Consider the following 23,568-nt stretch of genomic DNA (forward strand, 5'->3'; position numbering starts at 1 on the left):
GACTAATACCCCTGTTTTGCGACGCTATTCGTCTGATTGGATGTGCGCCCAGCTTCGATAATGGCCAGCCTACGTAAAAAGGCGATGCGAAACGCGACATTGTTGATCCATCGTTTTCATGTTTCGCCCTGCTTGCTGGAATCACCCGCTGCGAGTTCAGACCACGGCGCTTATCGGACATCTGCATGAGTACACCCAGCCAGACAGCGCCCCAGTCGGGCACCTCGACGTCGTCACAATCACCAGACAAGCCAGCCAACCCCCTGATGGCGCGCCTGGCGGCATTGCCACGTCTGCCGCTCATCATGGCGGCCGCCTTCAGCGTGGCCGTCATTGTTGCGCTGCTGCTGTGGGGTGCTGGTACCCAGTGGAGTGTGCTCTATCGTGATCTGCCCGCCAGCGAAGGCGGCGAGATCGTCGCGCAGCTGGAGCAGACCGGCGTGCCCTATCGGCTGAGCAATGAAGGCGCCACCGTCGAGGTCCCCAAGGAGGATGTCTATCGCCTGCGCCTGGCACTTGCCCAGCAGGGCCTGCCCAGCCAGGGCGGTTCCGGCTTCGAGCTGATGGATACCCAGGCCTTCGGCATCAGTCAGTTCACCGAACACGTCAATTATCAGCGCGCCCTGTCCGGCGAACTGTCGCGCACCATCGCCAGCCTCGAGCCGGTCTCCAGCGCCCGTGTGCATCTGGCACTGCCGGAAGATTCCGTCTTCGTACGCGAGCGTCGCCCAGCGACGGCCTCCGTCGTGGTAGAACTCAAGGGCGGCCAGCAGCTCAAGGCACGTCAGATCCAGGCCATCCAGCATCTGGTGGCCGGCAGCGTGCAGGGCCTGGCAAGCGAAGACATCACCGTCGTCGATCAGGACGGCAACCCGCTGTCGCGCCCGGCGGGCGATGCGCTCAACCTCGATGGCAGTGCGCTGGAATATGCCCAGGCGCTGGAGCGCAGCTATCAATCGCGCATCAATGCCCTGCTGACGCCACTGGTGGGACGCGACAACTTCCGCGCCGAGGTCAGCGCCCAGCTCGATTTCTCTCACGCCGAAGAGACCGAAGAGCACTACACGCCCAACCAGCAACCGGGCAGCGCAGCGGTGCGCAGTGAACAGCTCAACAACACCGGCGCCGGCGAGATGCTCGGCATCGGCGGCGTGCCAGGCGCCCTCTCCAACACCCCTCCGGGAATTGCCGCCTCGCCCATCAATGCCGATGACGCGGCGAATGCTGACGGCAGCACACAGACAGACGACGCGGCGAGCGGCCTTAGCAACTATCAGCGCAGCAGCACCATCAACTATGAAGTCAACAAGCGCGTGCGCCACACCCGTGCGCGCCTGGGTCGCCTCGACAATCTCTCGGTGGCGGTGGTGATCAATCACCGTCGCAGCATGGACAGTGACGGCAACCCGATCAGCGAGCCGCTGGCAGACGACCAGCTGGCACAGATCGATTCGCTGGTGCGCGAGGCGATGGGCTTCAATGCCGAACGTGGCGACAGCCTGAGCGTGATCAATGCGCCCTTCATGACCGCCGAACAGCAGAACGCCGGCCCGCCGCAGCAATGGTGGGAGAAGTGGTTGAACAATCCCGAGATGCAGGCGCTGGCCATCGAGCTTGGCCGCTACCTGATCATCGGCTTCATCGCCTGGCTGCTGTATCGCAAGTTGCTGCGCCCGCTGTTGCAGCCGCTGCTGCGTCCGCAGGAGGCCTACCAGACCATCGGTCAGCCGCCCGGCACTCAGGCAGCCGGCAGCGCCGCGGGTGGCATCGCCGGCATGGAGTCTGGCCTGGCGACGGCCAATGGTGAGCTGGGCAGCATGATGGCGAGCCAGGCAGCACCGGCCAGTGGCCCGCGCACGCCGACCACCTATCAGCAGAACCTCAAGGATGCACGTGACATGGCCCGCGATGACCCGCGCATGGTCGCCATGATCCTCAAGAACTGGATGAGTCACCATGAGTAAGACACTGACGAACATGGAACGCAGCGCTGCCCTGATCATGAGTCTCGACGAGGACAGCGCCGCAGAGGTCTTCAAGTTCCTGTCTGCCCAGGAGATCCAACAGCTCAGCGCGACGATGACCAACATGCCGCAGGTCACCCAGGAGCAGATGGCGAAGACGCTGGAGGCATTCCACGCCGACAGCGAGCAGTTCAGCGCCGTCAATCTGCTCTCCACCGACCATATCCGCTCGGTGCTTGTGAAGGCGCTGGGGCAAGAGCGCGCCAGCTCGCTGCTCGAAGACATCTACGAGAGCTCCGGTCAGAACAATGGCATCGAGACGCTGAACCTGATGGAGCCGCCGCTGGTGGCTGAGATGATCCGCGACGAGCACCCGCAGATCATCGCCACCATCATGGTGCACCTGGAGCGCCATCAGGCCTCGCAGATTCTCGAGCACTTCTCCGACACCCTGCGCAACGATGTGCTGCTGCGTATCGCCACCTTCAGTGGCGTGCAGCCGGCAGCCCTGCAGGAACTGACCGAAGTGCTGAGCAACATGCTCAGTGGCCAGAACCTCAAGCGCAGCAAGATGGGCGGTATTCGCACTGCGGCCGAGATACTCAACCTGATGCCGGGGCAGCAGGAAGAGCAGGTGCTCGAGGCGATGCGCCACCACGACGAGAGTCTGGCGCAGCAGATCATCGACGAGATGTTCGTGTTCGAGAATCTGGTCGGGCTCGAGGACCGCTCCATCCAGCTGCTGCTCAAGGAAATCGACAACGAGACGCTGGTCACGGCGCTCAAGGGCTCTCCCGAGGCGATCATCCAGAAATTCCTGCAGAACATGTCGCAGCGTGCCGCCGAGATGCTGCGTGATGACATGGAGGCGCGTGGTCCGGTGCGTGTCAGCCAGGTCGAGGCCGAGCAGAAGAGCATCCTGCAGACGGTACGTCGACTGGCCGACAGCGGCGAGATCGTGATCAACAGCGGTGGCGAGGATTATGTCTAGTGAGCGCCATGTCTAGTGAGGACTGTGCCTAATGAAGACCATATCCAGTTCTGATCCGCATCGTGACGCGCCTGAGCCGTGGACCGAGCACGACGTGGAGAGCAGCGACGACATGCATCAATGGCAGCCGCTGGAACTCGACGCGCTGGATGGCAAGCCCACAGCGTCTCAGTCGGGTGGCGGCTTTCAAGCCGGCATGCCGCACACTGCGGCGCCGGATGTCGGCCTGATCCGGCGCATGGCACAGCGTGCTCGCTCGACCTTCGAGCAGGAGACGCTAGAGCAGCAACAGGCGGCACGTGACGAGGGCTATGCCGCGGGTGAGAAAGCCGGTTATGAAGCGGGTCTGGCGCGTGCAAGGCAGGAAGCCGCCGAGCAGGCGACGCGTCAGACCGAGGCCGCCCAGCAGGCACTCGAACAACAGGCCGCCCAGCTGGCACCGCTGATCGAGAATCTGCAGCAATCGCTGGCGTGCCTGGATGAGCAGATCAGCGATGAGCTGGCGGCACTGGCCATCAGCGTCGGCCAGCATCTGGCCCGCGAGGCATTTCGTGCCCACCCGGAGCACATCATCGACAGCGTGCGCAGCCTGCTGGCGGCTGACCCGCCGCTGATCGGCCGCCCGCGCCTGTATCTGAATCCTGACGACCTGCCGCGCGTCGAGCAGGCAATGGGCGAACAGCTCACCAGGCTGGGTTGGCAATGTCTGCCGGACGCCAGCCTGAGCCTCGGCGGGTGTCGCGCCGAGGCCGATAGCGGCTGTCACGATGCCAGCCTCGAGAGCCGCCTGGACATGCTGTCACGCCAGCTGCGCCATCGCGGCAACGCCGATGGCAGCCTGCATGGCAAGGACGAGGCCAGCGGTTCGCGTATCGTGCAACGCCAGGCGTCAGAACATGTACAGCCAGAGCAGGCACGCACTGAGCTGGCAGGAGATCGCGCATGAGTGACACGCCATGAGCACCTCTTCCGCACAGCAATGGCGCAGTGCGCTGGGCGCCATTCGTGAGCGCGTCGAGAGCCTCGAGCCCCAGCGCAGCAATGGCCGCCTGGTGCGCGCGACCGGCCTGGTGCTGGAGGCGGTCGGCCTGCGGCTGCCGGTGGGCGCCAGCTGCCTGGTCGAGCTGGGCGCGAACCTGCCGCCGGCCGAGGCCGAGGTGGTCGGCTTCGCCGATCAGACCCTCTACCTGATGCCCATCGACCCGCTCAGCGGCGTCGCACCGGGCGCGCGGGTATTTCCGCTCGGGCATGGCAATGTCGGCGAGCGACGCTATCCGGTCGGCGAAGCGCTGCTCGGGCGGGTCGTCGATGGCGTGGGTCGCCCGCTGGATGGCCTCGGCCCGCTGGAAGATGTCGAACATGCGCCGCTGGAGAGCCGTCCGCTCAATCCGCTGGAGCGCGCGCCCATCGACACGCCGCTGGATGTCGGCATACGTGCCATCAATGCCTTGCTGAGCGTCGGCCGTGGCCAGCGCATGGGACTGTTCGCCGGTTCTGGCGTCGGCAAGAGTGTGCTGCTGGGCATGATGGCGCGCTTCACCGATGCCGATGTGATCGTGGTCGGCCTGATCGGCGAGCGTGGGCGCGAGGTACAGGAATTCATCGAGAACATTCTCGGCGAGCAAGGTCTCAAGCGCGCCGTGGTCGTGGCCACGCCGGCCGACATGACCCCGTTGCATCGCCTCAAGGGCGCCAGCTACGCGACGCGCATCGCCGAGTCCCTGCGCGACAACGGCCAGAATGTGCTGCTGATCATGGATTCGCTGACCCGCTACGCGATGGCCCAGCGCGAGATAGCCTTGGCCATCGGCGAGCCACCGGCCACCAAGGGCTATCCGCCTTCGGTATTCGCCAAGCTGCCGGCGCTGGTGGAACGCACCGGCAACGGCCGGCGTGGTGGCGGGTCGATCACCGCCTTCTATACCGTGCTGACCGAAGGCGATGACCAGCAGGACCCCATCGCCGACAGTGCGCGCGCGATTCTGGATGGGCATATCGTGCTGTCGCGACGCATCGCGGAAAGCGGCCACTACCCGGCCATCGATATCGAAGCCTCGATCAGCCGCGCGATGTCGGCGGTGGCGCCGGAGCGGCAGCTCACCCGCGCCCGTCGCTTCAAGCAGTTCTATTCCAGTTATCAGCGCAATCAGGACCTGATCGCCATCGGCGCCTACCAGCCCGGCAACGACAAGGTGCTCGACGCCGCGGTGCGCCTGCACGAGCCGATGGGACGTTTCCTGCAACAAGGCACTACACAGCATGCAAGTCTTGCCGATAGTACGAACATGCTCGAACAATTGCTGGCCCAGCCATGATGGCCGCCTTCACCTGTCATTGATCGGGAACCCTCACTGAATGGCCATCTCATCGTCACGTTTCGACACCCTGACCCAGCTGAGCGAGCGCCGGCGTGATGGCGCTGCGCGCCAGCTCACCAGCCAGCGTCAGCGTCAGGAAACCGCCGCCCAGCAACTGGTCACCCTCGAGCAGTACCGTCTCGACTACTGCCAGCAGATGCAGGCACGCCTGACGCAGGGGTTGGACCCGGCCAGCTGGCACAACTATCAGGCCTTCATCGCCTCGCTGGACAAGGCGATTGCCCAATGTCGCGCTCGGGTAGCCCAGGAACAGACCCAGACGCATCATCAGCATCAGCGGCTGGTGAAGGAACAGCAGACCCACGCGGCCTGGCAGGGCCTGGCGGATCGCGCCAGCCTGAGCGCCGCACTGCAGGCGCGCACCGCCGAGCAACGACAGAGTGATGAACAAGCCACCCAGGCCTGGTTACGCCGTGCCAATGGCTGAAGACGGCCAGTCGAAGGAGTGACACCATGACGGACACTGCACGCATCTCGATGTTGTCGGCCATCTCGCCAACCAGGGCGCCGACCAGCACCAAGGTCTCATCCGAGGAGGCTCGCTCGCGCGACGACGTCAGCTCGGCTTCCTCTGAGAGCGCCTTCGAGGCACAGCTGTCACGCGCCCAGCGCGAGGATCGCCAGCAGGATAGGCAAGCGATGCAGACGCAGGCGCAAGAGGCACAGCAACAGCGTGTCGAGCGTCGCGAGGCCGCCGAAGACAAGCATGCCCAGCACCTCGAGCAGGCGCAGGCAGCATCATCAGACACCTCACCCACTCAGGGCCCGGCCGGTGCCGCCCTCCAGAGCGGCAACCTCCCGCCTGCCCAGCCCTCATCGGCAAGCCAGACCGCAGGACAGCCCTCAGCGCAGTCACTCGAGGTCTCACGACTGGATAGCAGCGTCGAGCGCGGCATCTCGCGCATGCAACAGCTGCAGCAACTTGCGCAAGGCGGCCAAGGCACCTCCGGCAGTGACGAGGCGGTACTGAACGCGACAACTGCCACAACAGCGGGCAATACAGCGGTCAACACGGCAGGCGACACGGCGCTGCAAGGTGACTGGCTGGCCGCGCTGCGCAATCCTGCAGCGGCGGGACTGGACGGCGCCATTGCGGATCAGGCGCCCACCAGCAGGACCTCCCCGGCAGCGGCAGGCAGCCTGAGCACGGATGCGCCCTCCTCGCTGACGGATGGCGCGCTGGGCCCGCTGACCGAGGAGGCCGTTGAAGGCGTCACCGCCAAGGCCGACGGCGCCCTGCTTGATGCCAACGGCTCACGCGCCGGTGGCGATCCGTCCCAGCTCTCGGGTGCGTCATCTGCTGGCGTGTCAGTCGGCGCACCGAGTTCGGCCGCTGCAGGCAGCGGCACCATGCTCAATGGTTCAGGCATTCCAGCGGGCATGGCATCACAGGCGGGAGCCTTGATCCCCGCAAGCGTCGGCACTCAGGCCTGGCAACAGGCACTCAGCGAGCAGGTAGTACGTATGCAGTTGAGCAAATCGCCGCAGGCCGAGATCGCGCTCAATCCAGCCAATCTGGGCAAGCTGACCATTCGCCTCAACATCGGCGAACAGGGCACCAGTGCGCACTTCGTCGCGGGCCACCAGCAGGTTCGCTCGGCGGTCGAGTCATCCCTGAGTGAGCTGCGTCAGGCGCTGGAATCCCGGGGGCACGAGCTGACGGCGATCAGCTTCAGCAGTCAGGACGACATGCAGCAGGACGATACCCGGGACGAGGCGCCGGACAACTCGCCCAATCAGGGTCAGTTCGCCCAGCACCTCGAGGGTCAGCCGGCGAGTGGTGCCAGCAAGAGCGCTGACGCCATGGAGGGAAGCCTCGCCGCGAGCAACCTCACAGGCGAGCTAACAAGTGCATCCCAGTTAGCCTGGGGACGGCGTGAATGGCAGGCATGACGGGCCTGGCGCTTGCCAGGTGCTTGTGTCAGCGGCTCCCGTCAGGTGGCTGTCAGATGAGCCCGCCTGGCGCGTCATCATTCAAGTAAGCGCTCGCACGTGGCGTTATTCCGCCGTTCGATCACCACGCCTTCGGTCATACTGGCCCCGCTACCGACTCCAGGGACACCGCACCACGATGTCAACGATTATCACCACCCCCGCCAGTCAGCGTCGCTCCTGGCTGCTGATCGGGGTCATCAGCCTGATGAGTGCCGTGATCGCGGCGCTAGTGGCCGTCTATTTCGCACTGCCGATGCTCAGTGATCAGAAGGCCGCACAGGACGCCGAGCCGGAAGTCGTGGTCGTGCCACCGCCGGTCTTCATGCCGCTGGCGCCCTTCACGGTCAACCTGGAAAGCCCGCGCGGCAATCGCCTGCTCTATATCGGCATCACGCTCAAGATGGCCGATCAGGACGCGGTGGCGCGCGTGGAAGAACTCAAGCCCGAACTCAAGAGCCGTCTGCTGCTGTTGCTGTCGGGCCAGAGCCCGGATGAGCTGATCACCCAGGCCGGCAAGCAGACGCTGCAGAGCACCCTGACCGAGGCGCTTTCGCGCCCCTACAGTGAAGGCGGCCAGCCACTGGCCATCTCCGGCGTGCTGTACAACGACTTCATCGTGCAATAACTGGCCATGGCTCAAGACGATCTGCTGTCACAGGACGAAATCGATGCTCTGCTCTCCGGCGTGAACGGTGACAGCGGTGCAACGGCTGACGCCTCGAGCACGCCCGGCGAAGCGCGCATTCGCCCCTTCGACCCGGCGAGTCAGCACCGCATCATCCGGGATCGCCTGCATGCCCTGGATATCATCAACTCGCGTTTCAGTCGCCAGTTCCGCATGGGGCTGTTCAACCTGATCCGCCGCGGCGCCGATATCACCGCCGGGCCGGTGCAGTTCCTGAGCTACAACGAATTTTCCCGCAACGTGCCGGTGCCGACCAACATCAACCTGTTCACCATGAAGCCGCTGCGCGGTACCTCGATGCTGGTGTTTCCGCCCAGCCTCGTGTTCATGGTGGTCGATAGCCTGTTCGGCGGTGACGGTCGCTTCGTGACCAAGTCAGAGGGCCGCGAATTCACGCGCACCGAACAACGCGTCATCCAGCGCCTGATGCAGCTGGCCTTGAATGCCTACCGCGACGCCTGGTCGGCGGTCTACGCCGTGGAAACCGACTATCTGCGCAGCGAGATGCAGGTCAAGTTCGCCAATATCACCAGCTCTCCCAACGAGATCGTGGTGTGCACCAGCTTCCATCTGGAGGTCGGCAATCACAGCAGCGACTTCCAGATCTGCCTGCCCTACTCGATGATCGAGCCGCACCGCGAGCTACTCTCGAGCCCGCTGCAGGAAACCAGCGCCGAGGGTGACAGTCGCTGGGGCGAGCGCCTGCGCAAGGAAGTGCGCGCCACCGATGTCGAGCTGCACGCCGACTTTGCCAGCATCACCACCACGCTGGGCGCGCTGGCCGAACTTGCCGTGGGCGATGTGCTGCCCATCGAGAAGCCCGAGCGCGTCAATGCCTACGTCAACAATGTGCCGGTGCTCGAAGCCGGTTTCGGTCGCGCCAATGGCCACCGCGCCCTGCGCGTGACCCGTATCATCAATCATCCGATCAACACTGCCAGCGAGGACAGCGGCGATGAGTGAGCCCAATTCGCCAGACGCGCCCGCGCCCAAGGCCACCCCGAATTCCCCGACATCCGGCACTGACGACCCCTGGGCCGATGCGATGACCGAGCAGATGGGCGACGAGTGGGCCAAGGCGCTGGAAGAACAGCAGAGCGAGGCTGCCCCGCAGGGCGGCGAAATCTTCGAACCCCTCGATGGCAGCGGTGGCGGCGCACGTCCGCGTGAGCTGGACATGATCATGGACATCCCGGTCAAGATGACCGTGGAGCTGGGGCGCACGCGCCTGACCATCAAGCAGCTGCTGGAGCTGTCGCAGGGCTCGGTGATCGAGCTGGATGGCCTGGCCGGTGAGCCGATGGACATCCTGATCAACGGCTACCTGATCGCCCAGGGCGAGGTGGTCGTGGTCGAGGACAAGTACGGTATCCGCATCACGGAAATCATCACCCCCAATGAGCGGGTACAGAAGCTCAACCGCTAAGGCTGTTCCTGTCATGACCTCCGATGCCCCTGACGGCGCGATCTTGCTGCCGGATGCCAGCCCCAATACCAATACCAGCGCCACTACCCAAGCGCCGTCACCGGCCTTTCTCGGTAGCGACGCAAACCTGAATGCCGACACATCCAGCGGCTCACCGCTGGGGGCGGCCAGCCTGGTCAATACCGGGCTGGCGCTTGCCGGCGTGATCGGCGTGATCCTGCTGCTGGCATGGCTGATGAAGACACTCGGGGGTGCCCAGACACTGCGCGGCAATCGCATAGCCCTGCGCCCGCTGGCGCGGCTGGCGCTGGGTCACAAGCAGAGCCTGGTGGTGGTAGCGGTGGGCAACCAGCAATTGCTGCTGGGCGTCGGGCCGGCGGGCATCACCTCCCTCGGTGAGCTGACGGCCGAGAATGGCGGCCTGGTGCCCGCATACGATGGCAGCACTCCGAACAACGCATCGCTGACCTCGCCCACCTCCGCAACCGGCGGGAGCGGTGCCGCGGCCGGCTTTGCCGAGTTGCTGCGCGACCGTCTCGCCAGACGCTCGCCGGCTGCCACGTCCGCCACGATGTCCTCTGAAGCGCCCAAGCGTGACACTCCAGACAAGACAGATGATGCGGAGCCTCGCTCATGACGGGCCTGGTGAGGTTGTCGCCGGGCATGAGAGCAAGAGGACTGAAGACAAGAGAGCTGCTGACAGGGCTGTTGGTCGCATTGTTGACATGCCTGCTGACGAGCCAATCGGCACACGCCGATGTGCTCAGCGGCCTGACCAGCCAGCCACTGCCGGACGGCGGCGAGTCCTGGTCGCTGAATATCCAGACATTGATCCTGCTCAGTGGCCTCGCCCTGCTGCCGGCGGCCTTGCTGATGATGAGTGCCTTTACCCGCATCATCATCGTGCTGGGCCTGCTGCGCACCGCGCTGGGCACCGCGTCTGCGCCGCCCAATCAGGTACTGGTCGGCATCGCGCTGTTTCTGACCTTCTTCGTGATGTCGCCGGTGCTGGAGCGTATCTACGACGAGGCCTGGCAACCCTATGACAGCCAGGCCATCAGTCTGCAGGAAGCCATCGAACGCGGCGGCGATCCACTGCGCGACTTCATGCTCGGTCAGGTGCGTGAGCCGGATATCGCCCTGTTCGCGCGCCTGGCCAAGGTCGAGGAAATCCAGACCCCGCAGGACGTGCCGTGGCGGGTGCTGCTGCCGGCCTTCGTCACCAGCGAGCTGAAGACGGCCTTCCAAATCGGCTTCAGTCTGTTCGTACCCTTCCTGATCATCGATCTGGTGGTGGCGAGTGTGCTGATGGCGCTGGGGATGATGATGGTGCCACCCGCCACCATCTCGTTGCCCTTCAAGTTGATGCTGTTCGTGATGGTCGATGGCTGGCAGCTACTGCTGGGGTCGCTGGCCGAGAGCTTCTACTGAGAGAACTTCTTCTTGGAGAACTTCTTCTGGGAGAGCTTCTATTGAGCCAGGCCCTGGCGTCACCCCATTACCGGGCTTTCCAGCCGTGACTCGCGACCGTGCCGCGCCACCGTGCACTGCCAGCCTCGACAGCTCATATCTGCCCACCTGCCCATCGAGAACGCGCCGCCATGACCCCTGAAGTCATCACCAGCCTGGCCTCGCATGCCATGTACATCATCCTGTTGGTGGCAAGCCCACTGCTGGCCAGCGCCCTGTTCATCGGCCTGATCGTCAGCCTGTTCCAGGCCGCAACCCAGATCAACGAGATGACCCTGTCCTTCATCCCCAAGATTCTCGGCGTGTTCGGCACCCTGGTATTGGCCGGCCCCTGGTTGCTGGAGACGCTGATGGACTTCACGCGCAGCGTCTTCACCAGCTTCCCGCACCTAATCGGATGAGCGATGCACCGATGAGCGTCACCGCAAAGCCCGACGCAAGCCCGGCGGGAGGTCGCTCCATTGCCGAATGACCTGCTGTCCCCCGAGCATCTCCAGGCCCTGCTGCTGAGCGTGATGTGGCCCTTCGCGCGCCTGTCCGGCTTCATGATCAGCGCGCCGCTGTTCGGTCACCGCAGCCTGCCAACGCCGGTGCGCCTGTTGATGGCCTTTGGCCTGGCGCTGATCATCGCACCGCTGGTCGAGAGCCCGCCCCCGGTGGATGTGCTCGGCCCGGCCGCCGTCTGGCAGCTGGTATTGCAGATGGGCGTCGGCCTGGCACTGGGACTGGTGATGCGCATCACCTTCGCCATCGTCGAGGCGGCCGGAGAATTCATCGGCTTGCAGATGGGGCTGGCCTTCGCCAGCTTCTTCTCGGCCGACACCGGCACCAATACCCAGGTGCTGTCGCGTCTGCTGGGCATGCTGGCCATGCTGCTGTTTCTGGCCTTCAATGGCCATCTGCTGGTGCTGGAAATCCTGGTCACCCACTTCCACGAGATTCCCCTCGACCTGCGCCGCATGGGGCCCGTCGGGCTGGAGAATCTGCTGCTGTGGAGTGCCAGCCTGTTCAGCGCCGGCCTGCTGCTGGCCTTGCCGCTGGTGGCCTCGCTGCTGGCGATCAACCTCGCGATGGGCGTACTCAATCGCTCGGCGCCGCAGCTGTCGGTGTTCTCGATCGGCTTCCCGCTGACCCTGCTGCTGGGCATCGCGATGCTGTGGCTGATGATGCCGGGCATGACGGACTGGCTGTCGCTGTTGTTCCGTCAGGCGCTGGGCGCCTTCCAGGCCGTGCATGAGGGCCTGGGCACGATGCCATGACATGCAAGCAATGATCTGAAAAGCAAAGATCTGAAAAGCAACCACCAGCACGCAAGAGCCGCACCGGATGCCATCGCGAGAGCGAGTATCCAGTGCGGCTTTTTCATCATTCTTCGAACGCGGTCACGCCCTCACTCAACGCAGATAGTCGAACAGCGACATGCCCGAGATATCCGAGAACGCCTGCTGGGAGGCCTGCAGCCCCACCTGGGTCAGCGAGTAGTCGGAGATCGCCTCGTTGTAGTCCAGATCGATCAGGCCCGAGCGGGTCGAGGCATAGTTGAGCTCACGGTCATCACCGATGATATCCAGCGAATCCAGCTCGTTGAGCTTGGTGCCGACATCGGCACGCACCGCCAGCACATTGTCGAGGCTGTTGCTGAACTGGCGACTGGCGGTCGAGATGGCATTGTTGAAGGCGGCCTGGTCGGCCTCGCTCTCGATCGGCGTGCTCAGCGCAGTGATCAGGCCATCCAGATTGGCGAACAGATCGGCACTGGCCTCACCCTCCTCGATTACCAGCTGGGTTGCCTTGCCGGAGGCCTGAGCTTCAGCGACCTGTTGCTCATCACCGGACAGCGTCATCGACAGGCCATTGAAGGCAAGTGTCATGCCATCGCTGAATGCCACGGGCGATGGCAGCGGGTTGCCTTCATCATCCAGGATCGAGAGATCATTGCCTTCGGCATCGATGCCGCTGATCGTGACACCGGCGGCATCGATGCTGACGCTATAGGCCGCGCCATCGACCCGCGCCGAGGCGTCGATGACTTCCGGCCCCTTGAAGGTGATCGGCAGTGACGACGCGCTCTCGCTGGTCTGGCGGGCCAGCTGCTGATTGCCGGATGCCACGCCGCCAAAGATCTGGCTGCCGGTATGATTGACCTCCATCAGGCGCGAGCTGTCGACGCGTTGCTGGCGCTGCTCATCATCGCCGCGATAGCTGCCATCCTCGTCAAAGGGCGCCGTGTCGCCGCTCATGCCGCCGAACAGATAGTTGCCATTGCCGTCGGTGCTGTTGGCCAGCCCCAGCAACACTTCGCGATTGCCTTCAATCTCGGTGGCCAGCGCATCGCGGTCGCTGTCACTGAGAGTGCCGTTGCCCGCCTGCACGATCAGACTCTGGACTCGCGTGATGGTGTCGGTGACCTGATTGAGCGCGCTTTCCTCGATGGAGAGATTGTTGCGCGCCGTTGTGCGGCTGTCACTGAACTGTTCGTTGACGGCCTGGGACTGCGAGATCGTCACCGCCTGGCTGGCCGCACTCGGGTCATCCGAGGGATTGACCACGCGCCTGCCGGTGGCCAGCTGCTCGGACACCTTGGAGAACGCCGCCTGCTGATCCAGCATCGAAGTGACGCCCTGGGCATAGAGGGTTTGGGTACTGATGCGCATCACGGCCTCGTTAGCGGATGTTCAGAATGGTATCCAGCACCGTCGACGCGGTCTGGATGACCTGGGCGTTGGCCTGGTAATACTGCTGATAACGGATCAGATCCGCGGCTTCTTCATCCAGATTGACCCCCGAGATCGACTGGTCTGCCGCCGACAGCTGCTCGGTCAGACCCTGCTGAGCTTCCAGATTGACCTGCACCTGACGGGTCTGGTTGCCGACCTGACTGACCAGCGACGCGTAGTGATCATTGAAGCTGCCGGCGCTACCCAGGGCGTCGCTGCTCTGCAGTGACTGCAGGGCGAGAATGTTGCGGTTGTCGAGACTGGCGCCGCTTGAGCCCGCGGCGATCTCGGCGCCTTCGTCGATCGCGACCCCGAAGGTGTCGGCGATATTGCGCGTCGGCTGGATGGTAAAGCTGTCACCGTCCGCCATGCCGGTGGCGGTGAACACCAGGCCGTCCTGGCGCATCACGCCTTCTCTGTCCGGGGTCAGGGTCTGCACGGCGCCGCTGCTGAGGTTCTCCAGCTGGTAGGTGCCGCCGTCAAGACTCAGGCGGTAGTCATCGCCGGTCAGCGCGACGCTGTAGAAGTCGTCACCTTCCTGCTGGGTGGCGGGGGCGAATGTCACCTCAAGGTCCGCTCCGGCGGCATTGCCGCTGACCGGCAGCACCTCCGGATCGCCGAGAGTGAAGAAGTCGCCCCCCGTGTTGCCATTGGCGTCGACACCGTCGGCGTGCTGGGCATTGAAGGTCAACGCCAGACCCGCTGCCAACTGGCCGAGCTGATTCTGAGTCGGCTCGAGGCTGTCGGCGCGGAAGCTCAACAGCCCGCCCAGGGTGCCGCCTTCGAGCTGTTCCTCATCGATGGCGCTGGTCACTCCCGGCGCCACGCTGTAGGTAACCACCGAACGACTCATGTCCTGCGGGTCGGGCTCCACGGCCAGTTCATGATTGCTGCTGCCGTTGACCAGCAGCTGGCCATTGCCGAGGCTGACGCTCAGCCGACCATCCTGCTCCTGCACCTCGACGCCGACCAGCGTCTGCAGGTCGGTCACCGCCTGATCGCGCTGGTCCATCAGGCCCAGCGGCTCTTCGCCGGTACGCGCACGCGTCAGGGAAATCTGCTCGTTGAGCGAGGCGATCTGGCTGGTGGCAGTGTTGATGTCGCCGACCACATCGCCGAGCCGTGAATTGACCGCAGCGTCCATGTCATCCAGATAGGCGGAGAAGGCATTGAACTGCCCGGCCAGGCTCTCGGCGCTGCCCAGCAGGCTCTCGCGCGCCGCCGGGTCGCTCGGCTGACTGGCCACGCCTTCGATGGCGCCGAAGAACTCCTGCATCAACGGCGCCAGGCCCGCCTCGTCATCGGCGAGCAGATTGTCGATCTGGCTGATGTTGGCTTCGTGGGTCTCAAGCGCCGTGCTGGCGCTCATGGCGCTGTCCAGCTGCGCTGAGAGATAGCTGTCGGTCTGACGGCTGATCGACGCCACGCTGACACCGCCACCACTGCTGCCACTCAGTTCGACCGTTTCACGGCTATAGCCCGGCGTGTAGACGTTGGCGATGTTGTTGCTGTTGGTGGCAAGCGCCGTCTGGGCGGCTTGCAGACCGCTGACACCGATACTCAACATGCTGCTGGCCATGGCGTTTACCTGAAAGGAACAATGGATAGAGGGGGAGGATTAATGACGCCACACCGCGGCGTACGGATGCTGTAAATATCGGCGCGTCAAACGCCAACTTGAGGCCGTAGGCAGCAATAGTTGCCAGCCATTCATCAACAGGGATTCGTCATCAGCGACTCTAGCGGAACAGCGGCTCTGAACGGCCCATCGCCACCTGAATGGCCCCTGATGCAGTGCCTTCACTGCCAGCACCGATCTCTTCATTCGTCGCAGCCGCCATATCCGACGCAGACGCCACACCCGGCGTAGACGCCGCATCCTTCGCAGACGCCAGCTCGACCAGCGGCTCAGAATCGCGCGCATCGAGGGCAAACAGCGGCGCGGAGGCCTCAAGCAACCCACGCGGGGAGCTTGAGTTGTCGGTAGCGACAGACGATGACGCAGGCACGGTATCGCGTGTCGCCAGGCGGGTCTCCGCTGTCTCGAGAGACCCGCTGGCCTCCAGCGGGCCGACACGGCTCATGATCGAGATCAGCTTGTCGGCATAGTGCGGATCAGTGGCGTAGCCCGCCTCCTGCAAGGCACGCGCGGCACTCTCGGGGTCCGGCGACCGGGTCACGTGGGCATAACGCTGAGCGCCGGTCAGCAGCGCGGCATGATCACGCAGCGCACTGGCCTGATCGGGATAGACGCGGAAGCTGTCCTCGAGACGCATGCGCCGCCCATCACGGTATTCGGTGGTCAGCACCGTGGTGCTGTCGCCCTGCCAGCTGCTGCCGGCCTTGATGCCGAACAGATTATGGCTGTCGGTGCCGGCCTCGGTGTGAATGCGTCGCTGACCCCAGCCTGTCTCCAGCGCGGCCTGGGCCAGAATCAATTCTGCAGGCAGCCCGCTTTCACGACTGGCCGCCTGAGCGGCGGGGCCAAATTCCGCCACGAAGCGCTGTACATTCTCCGGCCGACGACGTTGTTGCTCGCTGAGCGCTGCCATGTCGGTCACTGTCTCCGGGCTGACGGTGTCAGACACATCATCCTTGCCTGTCGTCGCCATCGGCAGCTCGGCGTAGACGCCTCGCGCCGTGTCGCCGGGCGCCAGCGTATCGAGCATCGCGATGAAGCCGGTGACCTCGTCTGCAGGGTGTGTCTCCACCGCCGCCTGCCAGTCATCTTCGCGAGCCGCGCCCATCCCCGGGGTCAGGCCCACCGCCGACAACCAGCCGTCGGCACCCTGTTCATCAACAGACTTCCCATCGGCTGCTGCGCTGGGGGAGATTACGGTGCTGCTATCCGTGTTCGAGCCCATCCCCGAGCTGGAAGACAACTGCTGAATCAGGATCTTCGACAGACCGACACCGTCGCCGACACTGGCCAGTTGCTGGGAGAGCTGCTGGTCCAGCATCGAGGTCATCATCTCTTGCTGCTGGGAGCCGGTCAGCGCTGAATTCTCGGCCGCCGAGCGCATCTGCTTGAGCATCATGTTGAGCATCAAGGCCTCGAATTGGCGCGCACTCTCTTCCAGCGCTTCCTGCTGGCGTTCACCGCCACTGCTGGCCGCCCCCTTGAGACTCGCCAGTCCCTGGGTGTCGAAGGCCAGACGACCGGCGTCCACGTTGGCACCGCTACCAAGCACACTCATCAGATCACCTCGAGATCAGCACGCAGCGCACCGGCTGCCTTGAGCGCTTCCAGAATCGAGACCAGGTCCTGCGGCGTGGCGCCCAGCGCATTCAGGCCATCGACGACCTCCTGCAGGCTGGCAGTCCCCTCGACCATGCGCAGCGCACCGCCCTGCTGGTTCACGCTGATATCGGGGTCGTTGACCACTGCCGTCTGTCCCTGGGACAGCGGCGCGGGCTGACTGATCACCGGATTGGCGTCGATCACTACCGACAGGTTGCCGTGGGTGACCGCAGCGCGCGCCAGGCGCACTTCGGAATTCATCACCACCGAGCCGGTCCGTGCATTGACCACCACACGCGCACGCGGCACGCCCAGGGCGACCTCGATGTTCTCGAGCCTGGCGATGAAACCAACACGTTGACTGAGATCACGCGGCGCCTGCACCACGATATCGCGACTGCTGAGCGGCGAGGCCAGCGAGCCCCCGAAGTCGCGGTTGATGGCGCTGGCGACATTCTGGGCATGATTGAAATCTCCCTCGAACAGATCGAGATGGATCACGCCATTTTCATCTCCGAGACGCGTCGGCACGCCGCGTTCCACCGTCGCCCCATTGGGGATGCGACCGGCGGTCAGCTGGTTGACCTGCACGCTGGAACCGCCGGCCTGGGCACCGGCGCCGCCGATGATCAGATTGCCCTGCGCCAGTGCGTAGACCTGACCATCCACGCCCTTGAGCGGCGTCATCAACAGGGTGCCGCCGCGCAGGCTCTTGGCATTGCCCAGCGACGACACCACGACATCGATGGGCTGACCGGAGCTTGCAAAGGCCGGCAGGCTGGCGGTGACCATGACCGCCGCCACGTTCTTGAGCTGCATGTTGGTGCCCGACGGCACCGTCACGCCCAGTTGGGAGAGCATGTTGGTCAGGCTCTGGCCGGTGAACGGCGCTTGGGTGGTCTGATCCCCGCTGCCATCCAGCCCCACCACCAGGCCGTAGCCGACCAGCGGGTTGTCGCGCACGCCGCGCACCTGGGCGAGGTCCTTGATGCGATCGGCCTGCGCCGATTGCAGTGTCAAGGTCAGGCAGCTCACCAGCATCAGACAGGCGGCCAGCGCAGCGCGCCAGCGTGGAGAAGGGAGCATCTCAGGCATCGGATAGCGACTCATGATAAGACAGCGTGGTGAGAGATCGGGACGAAGCATTCAGAACAGGGCAATTCTCTACAGATCATTGCACGGCAATCGCCACTCCAGGCTCAGAACGGCGCCAGATTGAGGAAGAAGCGCTGCATCCAGCCCATGTTCTGCGCCTCGTTGATATAGCCATCACCGACATATTCAATGCGTGCACTGGCCACCTGGGTAGATTGCACCGTATTGGCCGAGGAAATCGTGCGCGGATTGACCACCCCGGAGAAGCGAATCGACTCGGTGCCCTGATTGATCGCGATGCGCTTCTCGCCGCGCACCTCCAGATTGCCGTTGGGTTGCACCTGACTGACCGTCACGGTGATGGTGCCGGTGAAACTGTTGTTGGCATTCGAGCCACCGCTGCCGGTGAAGTCATTCTCGCCCTCGATATCGGCATCGGTGCCATCCAGCAGCCCCGTCATGAAATCGGGGATGGCGGTCAGCGAGAAACCGAGGCTGCCGTCACGGCTGGCATTGCTGGCCGAGCTCTTGCTGGCGCTGACATTCTCGTCGAGCAGGATGGTGATGATGTCGCCGATGGCACGTGGGCGGCGATCCTCGAACAGCGGCTGGTTGCCATACAACGGCTGGAAGATGGCGCCATTGGCCATCGGTTCCGGGCGCGGCTGCATCGCCGATTCCATTGGTGTGGTATCGACCAGCGGCTCGCTGGGGATATGGGCACACCCTGCCCCTGCCAGCGTCATGGCCAGCATCACCAATCCGGCCAGCACGCGGCGCATGCAGCGCCAGCCAGGCAACGCCAAGCCATCCTGGCACGCAACACCCGCTGACAGGGATGTCAGTGCCACCACCGGAAGATCACGTGAAAGCGACATGCGACAACCCCTACATCTGGACCAGACGCTCCAGCATCTGATCGGTGGTGGTCACGGCCTTGGAATTGATCTCGTAGGCACGCTGGTTCTGGATCATGCCCACCATCTCTTCCACCACGTTGACGTTGGAGGTCTCGACGAAGCCCTGATAGAGAGTGCCCGCACCATTGAAGCCCGGCACATTGTCACTGCGCGGCCCCGAGGCATCGGTCTCGGAATACAGATTCTCGCCACGACTGAACAGCCCAGCCGGGTTGATGAAGGTAGATAGCTGTAGCTGACCGACCTCGGTGCTGTTGGTGGAGCCGGGCTGGGTGACGCTGACCACGCCATCGGAGGCGATATCGACACTCAGGGCATTGGCCGGAATGACGATCGCCGGGTCCAGCGGGTAGCCACTGGCGGTGACCATCTGGCCGGTGCTGTCGAGCTGGAAGGAGCCATCGCGGGTATAGGCATTGGTGCCATCCGGCAGCATCACCGCGAAGAAGCCCTGACCATTGATCGCGACATCCTTGGAGTTCTCGGTCTGTTCCAGATTGCCCTGGACGTGCAGACGCTCGGTGGCCACGGCGCGCACTCCGGTGCCCACCTGCAGCCCCGAGGGCAGCTCGGTGGTGGCAGAGGAGGCAGCGCCGGGCTGGCGCATGTTCTGGTAGAGCAGATCTTCAAACACCGCGCGCGACTGCTTGAAACCATTGGTCGAGACGTTGGCCAGGTTGTTGGCCGTGACGTCCATCTGCATCTGCTGAGCTTCAAGGCCGCTCTTGGCTGTCCATAGGGCACGAATCATCAGGGGGCTCCGCCGTGTTTACGGGGTCAGTCGGTACCAAGCAGGCTGTTGCCACGCTCGGCCATGCGCTCTGCCGTGTCGATGCTCTTCATCTGCATCTCGAAACTGCGCGCGTTGTTGATCATGGCGACCATCGCGTCGGTCGCCGAGACGTTGCTGCTCTCCAGGGCGCCGGAGACGACCCGCACCAGCGGGTCGGCCGCCAGCGGTGGCGCGGCCTCTCCCGCCGCAGTCGGCGGCTGACGGAAATAGCCGTCCTCGCCGCGCACAAGCGCCGGGCTACCGGGAATGGCCTCGTGATTGACCAGCTTGAGCTGGGCCTGCAGCACCATGGTGTCAGGTGCATCCGCCGCCGAGCGCGCACTCACGCTGCCATCGGCGGAGATATGCACGATGGCGTTGAGCGGCAGCTCGATCGGCCCGCCATCGCCCAGCACCGGCAAGCCGCCGGAGGTCAGGACACCATCGGCATCGATCTGCAGCGCACCGTTGCGGGTGTAGAGCTCCTCGCCATTCGCGCCCTGCACGGCCAGCATGCCGGGGCCGTCGAGTGCGATATCCAGTGCGCGATCCGTGGTCTGGATCGTGCCCTGGGCCATCGAGGCTCCCGCGGTAGTCAGCTGACTGGATACGCGTGTCGCCAGCCCTTCGCCCTGCACATCCACCGCCCGCGACAGCGTCAGCATCTCGCGAAAGCCGGTGGTCGAGAGGTTGGCCAGGTTATGACTGGCGACATCCTGATCCGCCAGGCTGCGCTGGGCGCCGCTCATGGCGGTGTAGAGCATTCTGTCCATCAGCCGACTCCAAACTGGTCAGATAACGCGTGCAACGGTGTCGCTGTCAGGCGAAATGGCTTCATGTCAGCCCGGATCAACGCAGGTTGATCACGGTCTGCTGGACTTCATCCTGCACCGAGATGGTCTGGGCATTCGACTGGTAGTTGCGCTGAGCGATGATCAGATCGACCAGCTCAGTGGTCAGGTCGACGTTGGAGGCTTCCACCGCCCCCGAGACCACATCACCGAACACCCCCTCACCCGGCACGCCGACCAGCGGCTCACCGGATTCCGCGGTCGCCAGCCAGCTGTTGTCGCCATTGGGCTTGAGGCCCTGATCATTGGCGAAGTTGGCCAGCGCGATAGTGCCCAGCGTCTGGGTCAGTTCATTGGAGTAACTGCCGATCACCCGCCCGTCACCGTCGATGGAGATGCCCACCAGGCTGCCCGAGGTGTAGCCGTTCTGGGATAGCGAGGTGACCTCGTAGTCGTTGGCGTACTGGGTGCTGCCCGTCAGATCGATGCTGAAGTTCATGTCTTCGGCACCGTTCGTGAGGGTGTAGGTCATGGCTGTCTGGGTATAGTCGCTATTCAGCTGGCCATTGGTGCCGAAGCTGATCTGCTCCGCCTGGACATCGAAATTCACCGTCGGGGTGATGCCGGCATTCACATCCGACTGGTATTCGGCCGACTTGCCGGCGAAGTCCATGACATGCTGAACATCCCAGGTATTGCTGCCGGTCTTGGTATAGAACGATGTCACGACATGCTCGCTACCCAGACTGTCATACACGGTCATCGACGACGCATAGTCATAGCTGGTCGGATCCATCGGATCGAAGGTCGTGGTAGTCGGCTCGGCTTCGGAATCCAGATTGATGGATATCTGCGCGCCATAGATGCTGTTGGCAAGGTTGTCCTGGGTCTGACTGGCCGCCAGGGGCGCGGTCGGCACCTGCAGCACGACGGGCTCGCCAGTGACCCGCTCACCGGCATAGCCCGTCAGCTGGGCACCCTGCGTATTGACTATGTAACCATCGGCATCGACATTGAGCTGGCCATTGCGCGAATAGACCACCTGCCCGGTGCTATCGGCAAAGCGCAGGAATCCTTCGCCGGAAATCGCGATATCGAGATCACGCCCGGTGGTTTCCAGCGAACCGGTCGAGAAGTCCTGGGAGATGGAGGCAACCTGGACCCCGATACCCGCCGCCTGGGAACTGGCATAAAGATCCGCAAACTGGGTCTCGGAGGACTTGAAGCCTACCGTTTCCGAGTTGGCGATGTTGTTGCCGATCACATCCAGATTGGTTGCAGCCGCACTCAAGCCGCTCAATGCCTGTGAAAACGCCATGGTCTGTCCCTTTGATCGCGATGAAGATGAAAGCCCGAGACCTGTCAGCGAGCTCGGGGGCGGCCAAACGGCCTGAAACTGGTGGCCCGTCCGGCGGGCTCGCTGGCGTTATCCCGACGCCATGGGCTCAGCTCAAAGCACCTGACGCACGGCGTCCAGACTGACGACACCCAACACCGGACCCAAGTCCAGCTGAGCACCGCTGTCGGTCTGATTGACTCCACTGACCACGCCATAACTCAGCGTCTGCAGGTCGTCATAACTCTCGCCTGCCCGCTCGGCCGTCACGGCCAGCTGGTAGGAGCCATCGGCGGCTTCAGTGCCATCATCCAGCAAACCGTCCCAGACAAAGCCATGAATACCCGCCTCCAATGCGCCCAACTCGAAGGTCTTGACCACACTGCCATCCGCACCCAGCACCTCGACGCTGGCGTTGTCGACATCGTCGGCCAGCTCAAGGCCGAAGGGTGTCGAGGTCGCGTTGCCCACCAGCACCGCATTGCCGCCGACCAGCACGCCCTGATCGAGCAGACTGGCCGCCTGCAGCGCTTCACTGCTGGAAATCTGCGCCGTGATGCCCTCAAGCGTGGTGTTGAGTTCTTCGATACCACTGACGGTGCTGATCTGGGCCAGCTGTGCGGTCAGGTCGGAATTCGACACCGGGTCCATCGGGTCCTGGTTCTGCATCTGCGCCACCAGCAGGGTCATGAACTGATCATTGAGCTCCTCGGTACTGCTCACCGACTGCGTGCTGTCGGTGACGCCGGAGGTGGTGGTGGTCTGGTTGATGCTGTTGAGCACACTGGTGTCTAGCGTCGCCATGCGGTTACCCGAAATCAGAAGAAGCGGTCATAAGGCCAAGGCCCTGAGCAAGGGTCATTCCCCCAGTGTCAGCGTCTTGCGCAACAGGGACTTGGAGGTATTGAAGACCTCGACATTGGCCTCGTAAGACTTGGAGGCCGCGATCATGTCGACCATCTCGGCGACCGGATCGACATTGGAGAAGGTCACATAGCCCTGCTCGTCGGCGAGGGGATGATCGGGACGATACTCCTGGCGCGCCGGGGCATCGCTCAGCTCCACCGAGCTGACCCTGACACCGCCTACTCCGGCACTGCGCGACGCCATCTGTGTCGCCAGGCCGCCACCGGCCAGGCTGGCCGTCGCAAGCGACGCATTGGCCTGACGCGCGAGGGGCGCGTACTCGAACACCACCTGACGCGCCTGATAGGGCTTGCCGTCCGGGCCCGCCACGCTGTCGGCGTTGGCCATGTTGCTGGCCACGGCATTGATGCGCTGCGACTGGGCCGCCATCGCGGAACCCGCGACGTTGAAGATGCTGAACGCTGCCATCAACTGTTCTCCGATTGCATGGCCAGACGCAGGCCCTGGATCTTGCCGGTCAGAAGCTCAAGGCTGGCCTCGTAATGCAGACTGTTGTCCGCGAAATTGACCCGCTCCACATCCATGTCGACGGTATTGCCGTCCAGACTCGGCTGTGTCGGCACGCGATAAAGCAGGTCCGCACCCAGCGACAGCCCGGCCCCGCTGGCTGCCTGGTGGCCTGGCTGGGTCGTGTTCAGCGCAAGCGGCCCTGGCGCGGCATTGCCCGCCGTCGCCTTGGCCAGGGTGGCAGAGAAGTCGATATCGCGCGCCAGATAGCCCGGCGTGTCGGCATTGGCGATATTGGTGGCCAGCACCTGCTGACGCTCGGCACGAAGGCCCAGCGCCTGCTGGTGAAAGCTCATGAGGGAATCAAGTCGGTCAAACATGGAAGTGCCCCGCTGTCGGCACCTCGCCCTGATGTGAGCGAGGGAACATCCATCGATCAGCTCACGCGTAGGGGAGCATGACGGAAAGCAGGA

At 63.9% G+C, this 23,568-nt stretch carries 24 protein-coding genes; 13 read left to right on the top strand and 11 right to left on the bottom strand.

Features of this window, described 5'->3' with window-relative positions; all coding sequences use genetic code 11:
- Window positions 1-185 precede the first annotated feature (185 nt).
- The 13 genes from fliF (at window position 186) to fliR (ending at window position 12,108) form a co-directional block, all read left to right on the top strand.
- Window positions 186-1,964, top strand: a complete 1,779-nt coding sequence (gene fliF / locus CLAM6_RS09060; protein WP_153635808.1) for a flagellar basal-body MS-ring/collar protein FliF — start codon at window positions 186-188, stop codon at window positions 1,962-1,964.
- Window positions 1,957-2,955: a flagellar motor switch protein FliG gene (gene fliG, locus CLAM6_RS09065; RefSeq protein WP_153635809.1), complete on the top strand. Its 999-nt coding sequence runs from the start codon at window positions 1,957-1,959 to the stop codon at window positions 2,953-2,955. Before fliF ends, fliG begins: the two co-directional genes overlap by 8 nt.
- Window positions 2,956-2,986: 31 nt before the next feature.
- Complete coding sequence (locus CLAM6_RS09070) at window positions 2,987-3,901, top strand: flagellar assembly protein FliH (protein WP_153635810.1); 915 nt, start codon at window positions 2,987-2,989, stop codon at window positions 3,899-3,901.
- A gap of 10 nt (window positions 3,902-3,911) precedes the next feature.
- Window positions 3,912-5,270 carry a flagellar protein export ATPase FliI gene (gene fliI, locus CLAM6_RS09075; protein WP_153635811.1) on the top strand — a complete coding sequence of 453 codons (1,359 nt, stop codon included), beginning with the start codon at window positions 3,912-3,914 and terminating at the stop codon, window positions 5,268-5,270.
- A 40-nt stretch (window positions 5,271-5,310) separates the two neighbouring features.
- On the top strand, window positions 5,311-5,760 hold the full coding sequence (gene fliJ, locus CLAM6_RS09080; protein ID WP_153635812.1) for a flagellar export protein FliJ: 450 nt from the start codon (window positions 5,311-5,313) through the stop codon (window positions 5,758-5,760).
- 26 nt (window positions 5,761-5,786) lie between these two features.
- Complete coding sequence (locus tag CLAM6_RS09085; protein ID WP_153635813.1) at window positions 5,787-7,226, top strand: flagellar hook-length control protein FliK; 1,440 nt, start codon at window positions 5,787-5,789, stop codon at window positions 7,224-7,226.
- Between the two features lie 178 nt (window positions 7,227-7,404).
- Complete coding sequence (gene fliL, locus CLAM6_RS09090) at window positions 7,405-7,893, top strand: flagellar basal body-associated protein FliL (protein ID WP_054556624.1); 489 nt, start codon at window positions 7,405-7,407, stop codon at window positions 7,891-7,893.
- A gap of 6 nt (window positions 7,894-7,899) precedes the next feature.
- Entirely contained in the window at window positions 7,900-8,916 is a 1,017-nt protein-coding gene (gene fliM / locus CLAM6_RS09095) for a flagellar motor switch protein FliM (RefSeq protein WP_107334751.1), read from the top strand.
- A complete protein-coding gene (fliN, locus tag CLAM6_RS09100; RefSeq protein WP_153635814.1) occupies window positions 8,909-9,379 on the top strand; it encodes a flagellar motor switch protein FliN in 471 nt (156 codons plus the stop codon). Before fliM ends, fliN begins: the two co-directional genes overlap by 8 nt.
- Before the next feature lie 13 nt (window positions 9,380-9,392).
- The gene (fliO, locus tag CLAM6_RS09105) at window positions 9,393-10,016 is read left to right on the top strand and encodes a flagellar biosynthetic protein FliO (protein ID WP_153635815.1); all 624 of its coding nucleotides are present in this window, start codon (window positions 9,393-9,395) and stop codon (window positions 10,014-10,016) included.
- Between the two features lie 26 nt (window positions 10,017-10,042).
- Window positions 10,043-10,810, top strand: coding sequence for a flagellar type III secretion system pore protein FliP (fliP, locus tag CLAM6_RS09110; RefSeq protein ID WP_153635816.1), 768 nt, complete (start codon window positions 10,043-10,045; stop codon window positions 10,808-10,810).
- 170 nt (window positions 10,811-10,980) lie between these two features.
- Window positions 10,981-11,250 carry a flagellar biosynthesis protein FliQ gene (gene fliQ, locus CLAM6_RS09115; protein WP_153635817.1) on the top strand — a complete coding sequence of 90 codons (270 nt, stop codon included), beginning with the start codon at window positions 10,981-10,983 and terminating at the stop codon, window positions 11,248-11,250.
- Window positions 11,251-11,310: 60 nt separating this feature from the next.
- Entirely contained in the window at window positions 11,311-12,108 is a 798-nt protein-coding gene (fliR, locus tag CLAM6_RS09120) for a flagellar biosynthetic protein FliR (RefSeq protein ID WP_242007635.1), read from the top strand.
- 135 nt (window positions 12,109-12,243) lie between these two features.
- On the opposite strand, the gene flgL is transcribed toward fliR, so the two are convergent.
- From flgL to flgB, 11 genes are all read right to left on the bottom strand, one after another.
- Window positions 12,244-13,503, bottom strand: a complete 1,260-nt coding sequence (gene flgL, locus CLAM6_RS09125; protein WP_153635818.1) for a flagellar hook-associated protein FlgL — start codon at window positions 13,501-13,503, stop codon at window positions 12,244-12,246.
- 10 nt (window positions 13,504-13,513) lie between these two features.
- Window positions 13,514-15,145 (bottom strand): flagellar hook-associated protein FlgK, encoded by a 1,632-nt coding sequence (flgK, locus tag CLAM6_RS09130; RefSeq protein ID WP_153635819.1) that lies wholly within the window; start codon window positions 15,143-15,145, stop codon window positions 13,514-13,516.
- 160 nt (window positions 15,146-15,305) lie between these two features.
- Window positions 15,306-16,763: a flagellar assembly peptidoglycan hydrolase FlgJ gene (flgJ, locus tag CLAM6_RS09135; protein WP_153635820.1), complete on the bottom strand. Its 1,458-nt coding sequence runs from the start codon at window positions 16,761-16,763 to the stop codon at window positions 15,306-15,308.
- On the bottom strand, window positions 16,763-17,893 hold the full coding sequence (locus CLAM6_RS09140; RefSeq protein ID WP_153636874.1) for a flagellar basal body P-ring protein FlgI: 1,131 nt from the start codon (window positions 17,891-17,893) through the stop codon (window positions 16,763-16,765). Before CLAM6_RS09140 ends, flgJ begins: the two co-directional genes overlap by 1 nt.
- A 113-nt stretch (window positions 17,894-18,006) precedes the next feature.
- The gene (locus CLAM6_RS09145) at window positions 18,007-18,684 is read right to left on the bottom strand and encodes a flagellar basal body L-ring protein FlgH (RefSeq protein WP_153636875.1); all 678 of its coding nucleotides are present in this window, start codon (window positions 18,682-18,684) and stop codon (window positions 18,007-18,009) included.
- A 106-nt stretch (window positions 18,685-18,790) separates the two neighbouring features.
- Window positions 18,791-19,573, bottom strand: a complete 783-nt coding sequence (gene flgG, locus CLAM6_RS09150; protein WP_153635821.1) for a flagellar basal-body rod protein FlgG — start codon at window positions 19,571-19,573, stop codon at window positions 18,791-18,793.
- A 26-nt stretch (window positions 19,574-19,599) separates the two neighbouring features.
- Window positions 19,600-20,367, bottom strand: coding sequence for a flagellar basal body rod protein FlgF (locus tag CLAM6_RS09155; protein WP_153635822.1), 768 nt, complete (start codon window positions 20,365-20,367; stop codon window positions 19,600-19,602).
- Between the two features lie 76 nt (window positions 20,368-20,443).
- Window positions 20,444-21,703, bottom strand: a complete 1,260-nt coding sequence (gene flgE / locus CLAM6_RS09160) for a flagellar hook protein FlgE (protein ID WP_153635823.1) — start codon at window positions 21,701-21,703, stop codon at window positions 20,444-20,446.
- Window positions 21,704-21,835: 132 nt separating this feature from the next.
- Window positions 21,836-22,525, bottom strand: a complete 690-nt coding sequence (locus CLAM6_RS09165; protein ID WP_153635824.1) for a flagellar hook assembly protein FlgD — start codon at window positions 22,523-22,525, stop codon at window positions 21,836-21,838.
- A gap of 54 nt (window positions 22,526-22,579) precedes the next feature.
- Entirely contained in the window at window positions 22,580-23,056 is a 477-nt protein-coding gene (gene flgC, locus CLAM6_RS09170; RefSeq protein WP_153635825.1) for a flagellar basal body rod protein FlgC, read from the bottom strand.
- The gene (flgB, locus tag CLAM6_RS09175) at window positions 23,056-23,451 is read right to left on the bottom strand and encodes a flagellar basal body rod protein FlgB (RefSeq protein WP_306424408.1); all 396 of its coding nucleotides are present in this window, start codon (window positions 23,449-23,451) and stop codon (window positions 23,056-23,058) included. Before flgB ends, flgC begins: the two co-directional genes overlap by 1 nt.
- Window positions 23,452-23,568 lie beyond the last annotated feature (117 nt).

The sequence above is a fragment of the Cobetia sp. AM6 genome (assembly GCF_009617955.1).
Lineage (GTDB): Bacteria > Pseudomonadota > Gammaproteobacteria > Pseudomonadales > Halomonadaceae > Cobetia > Cobetia amphilecti.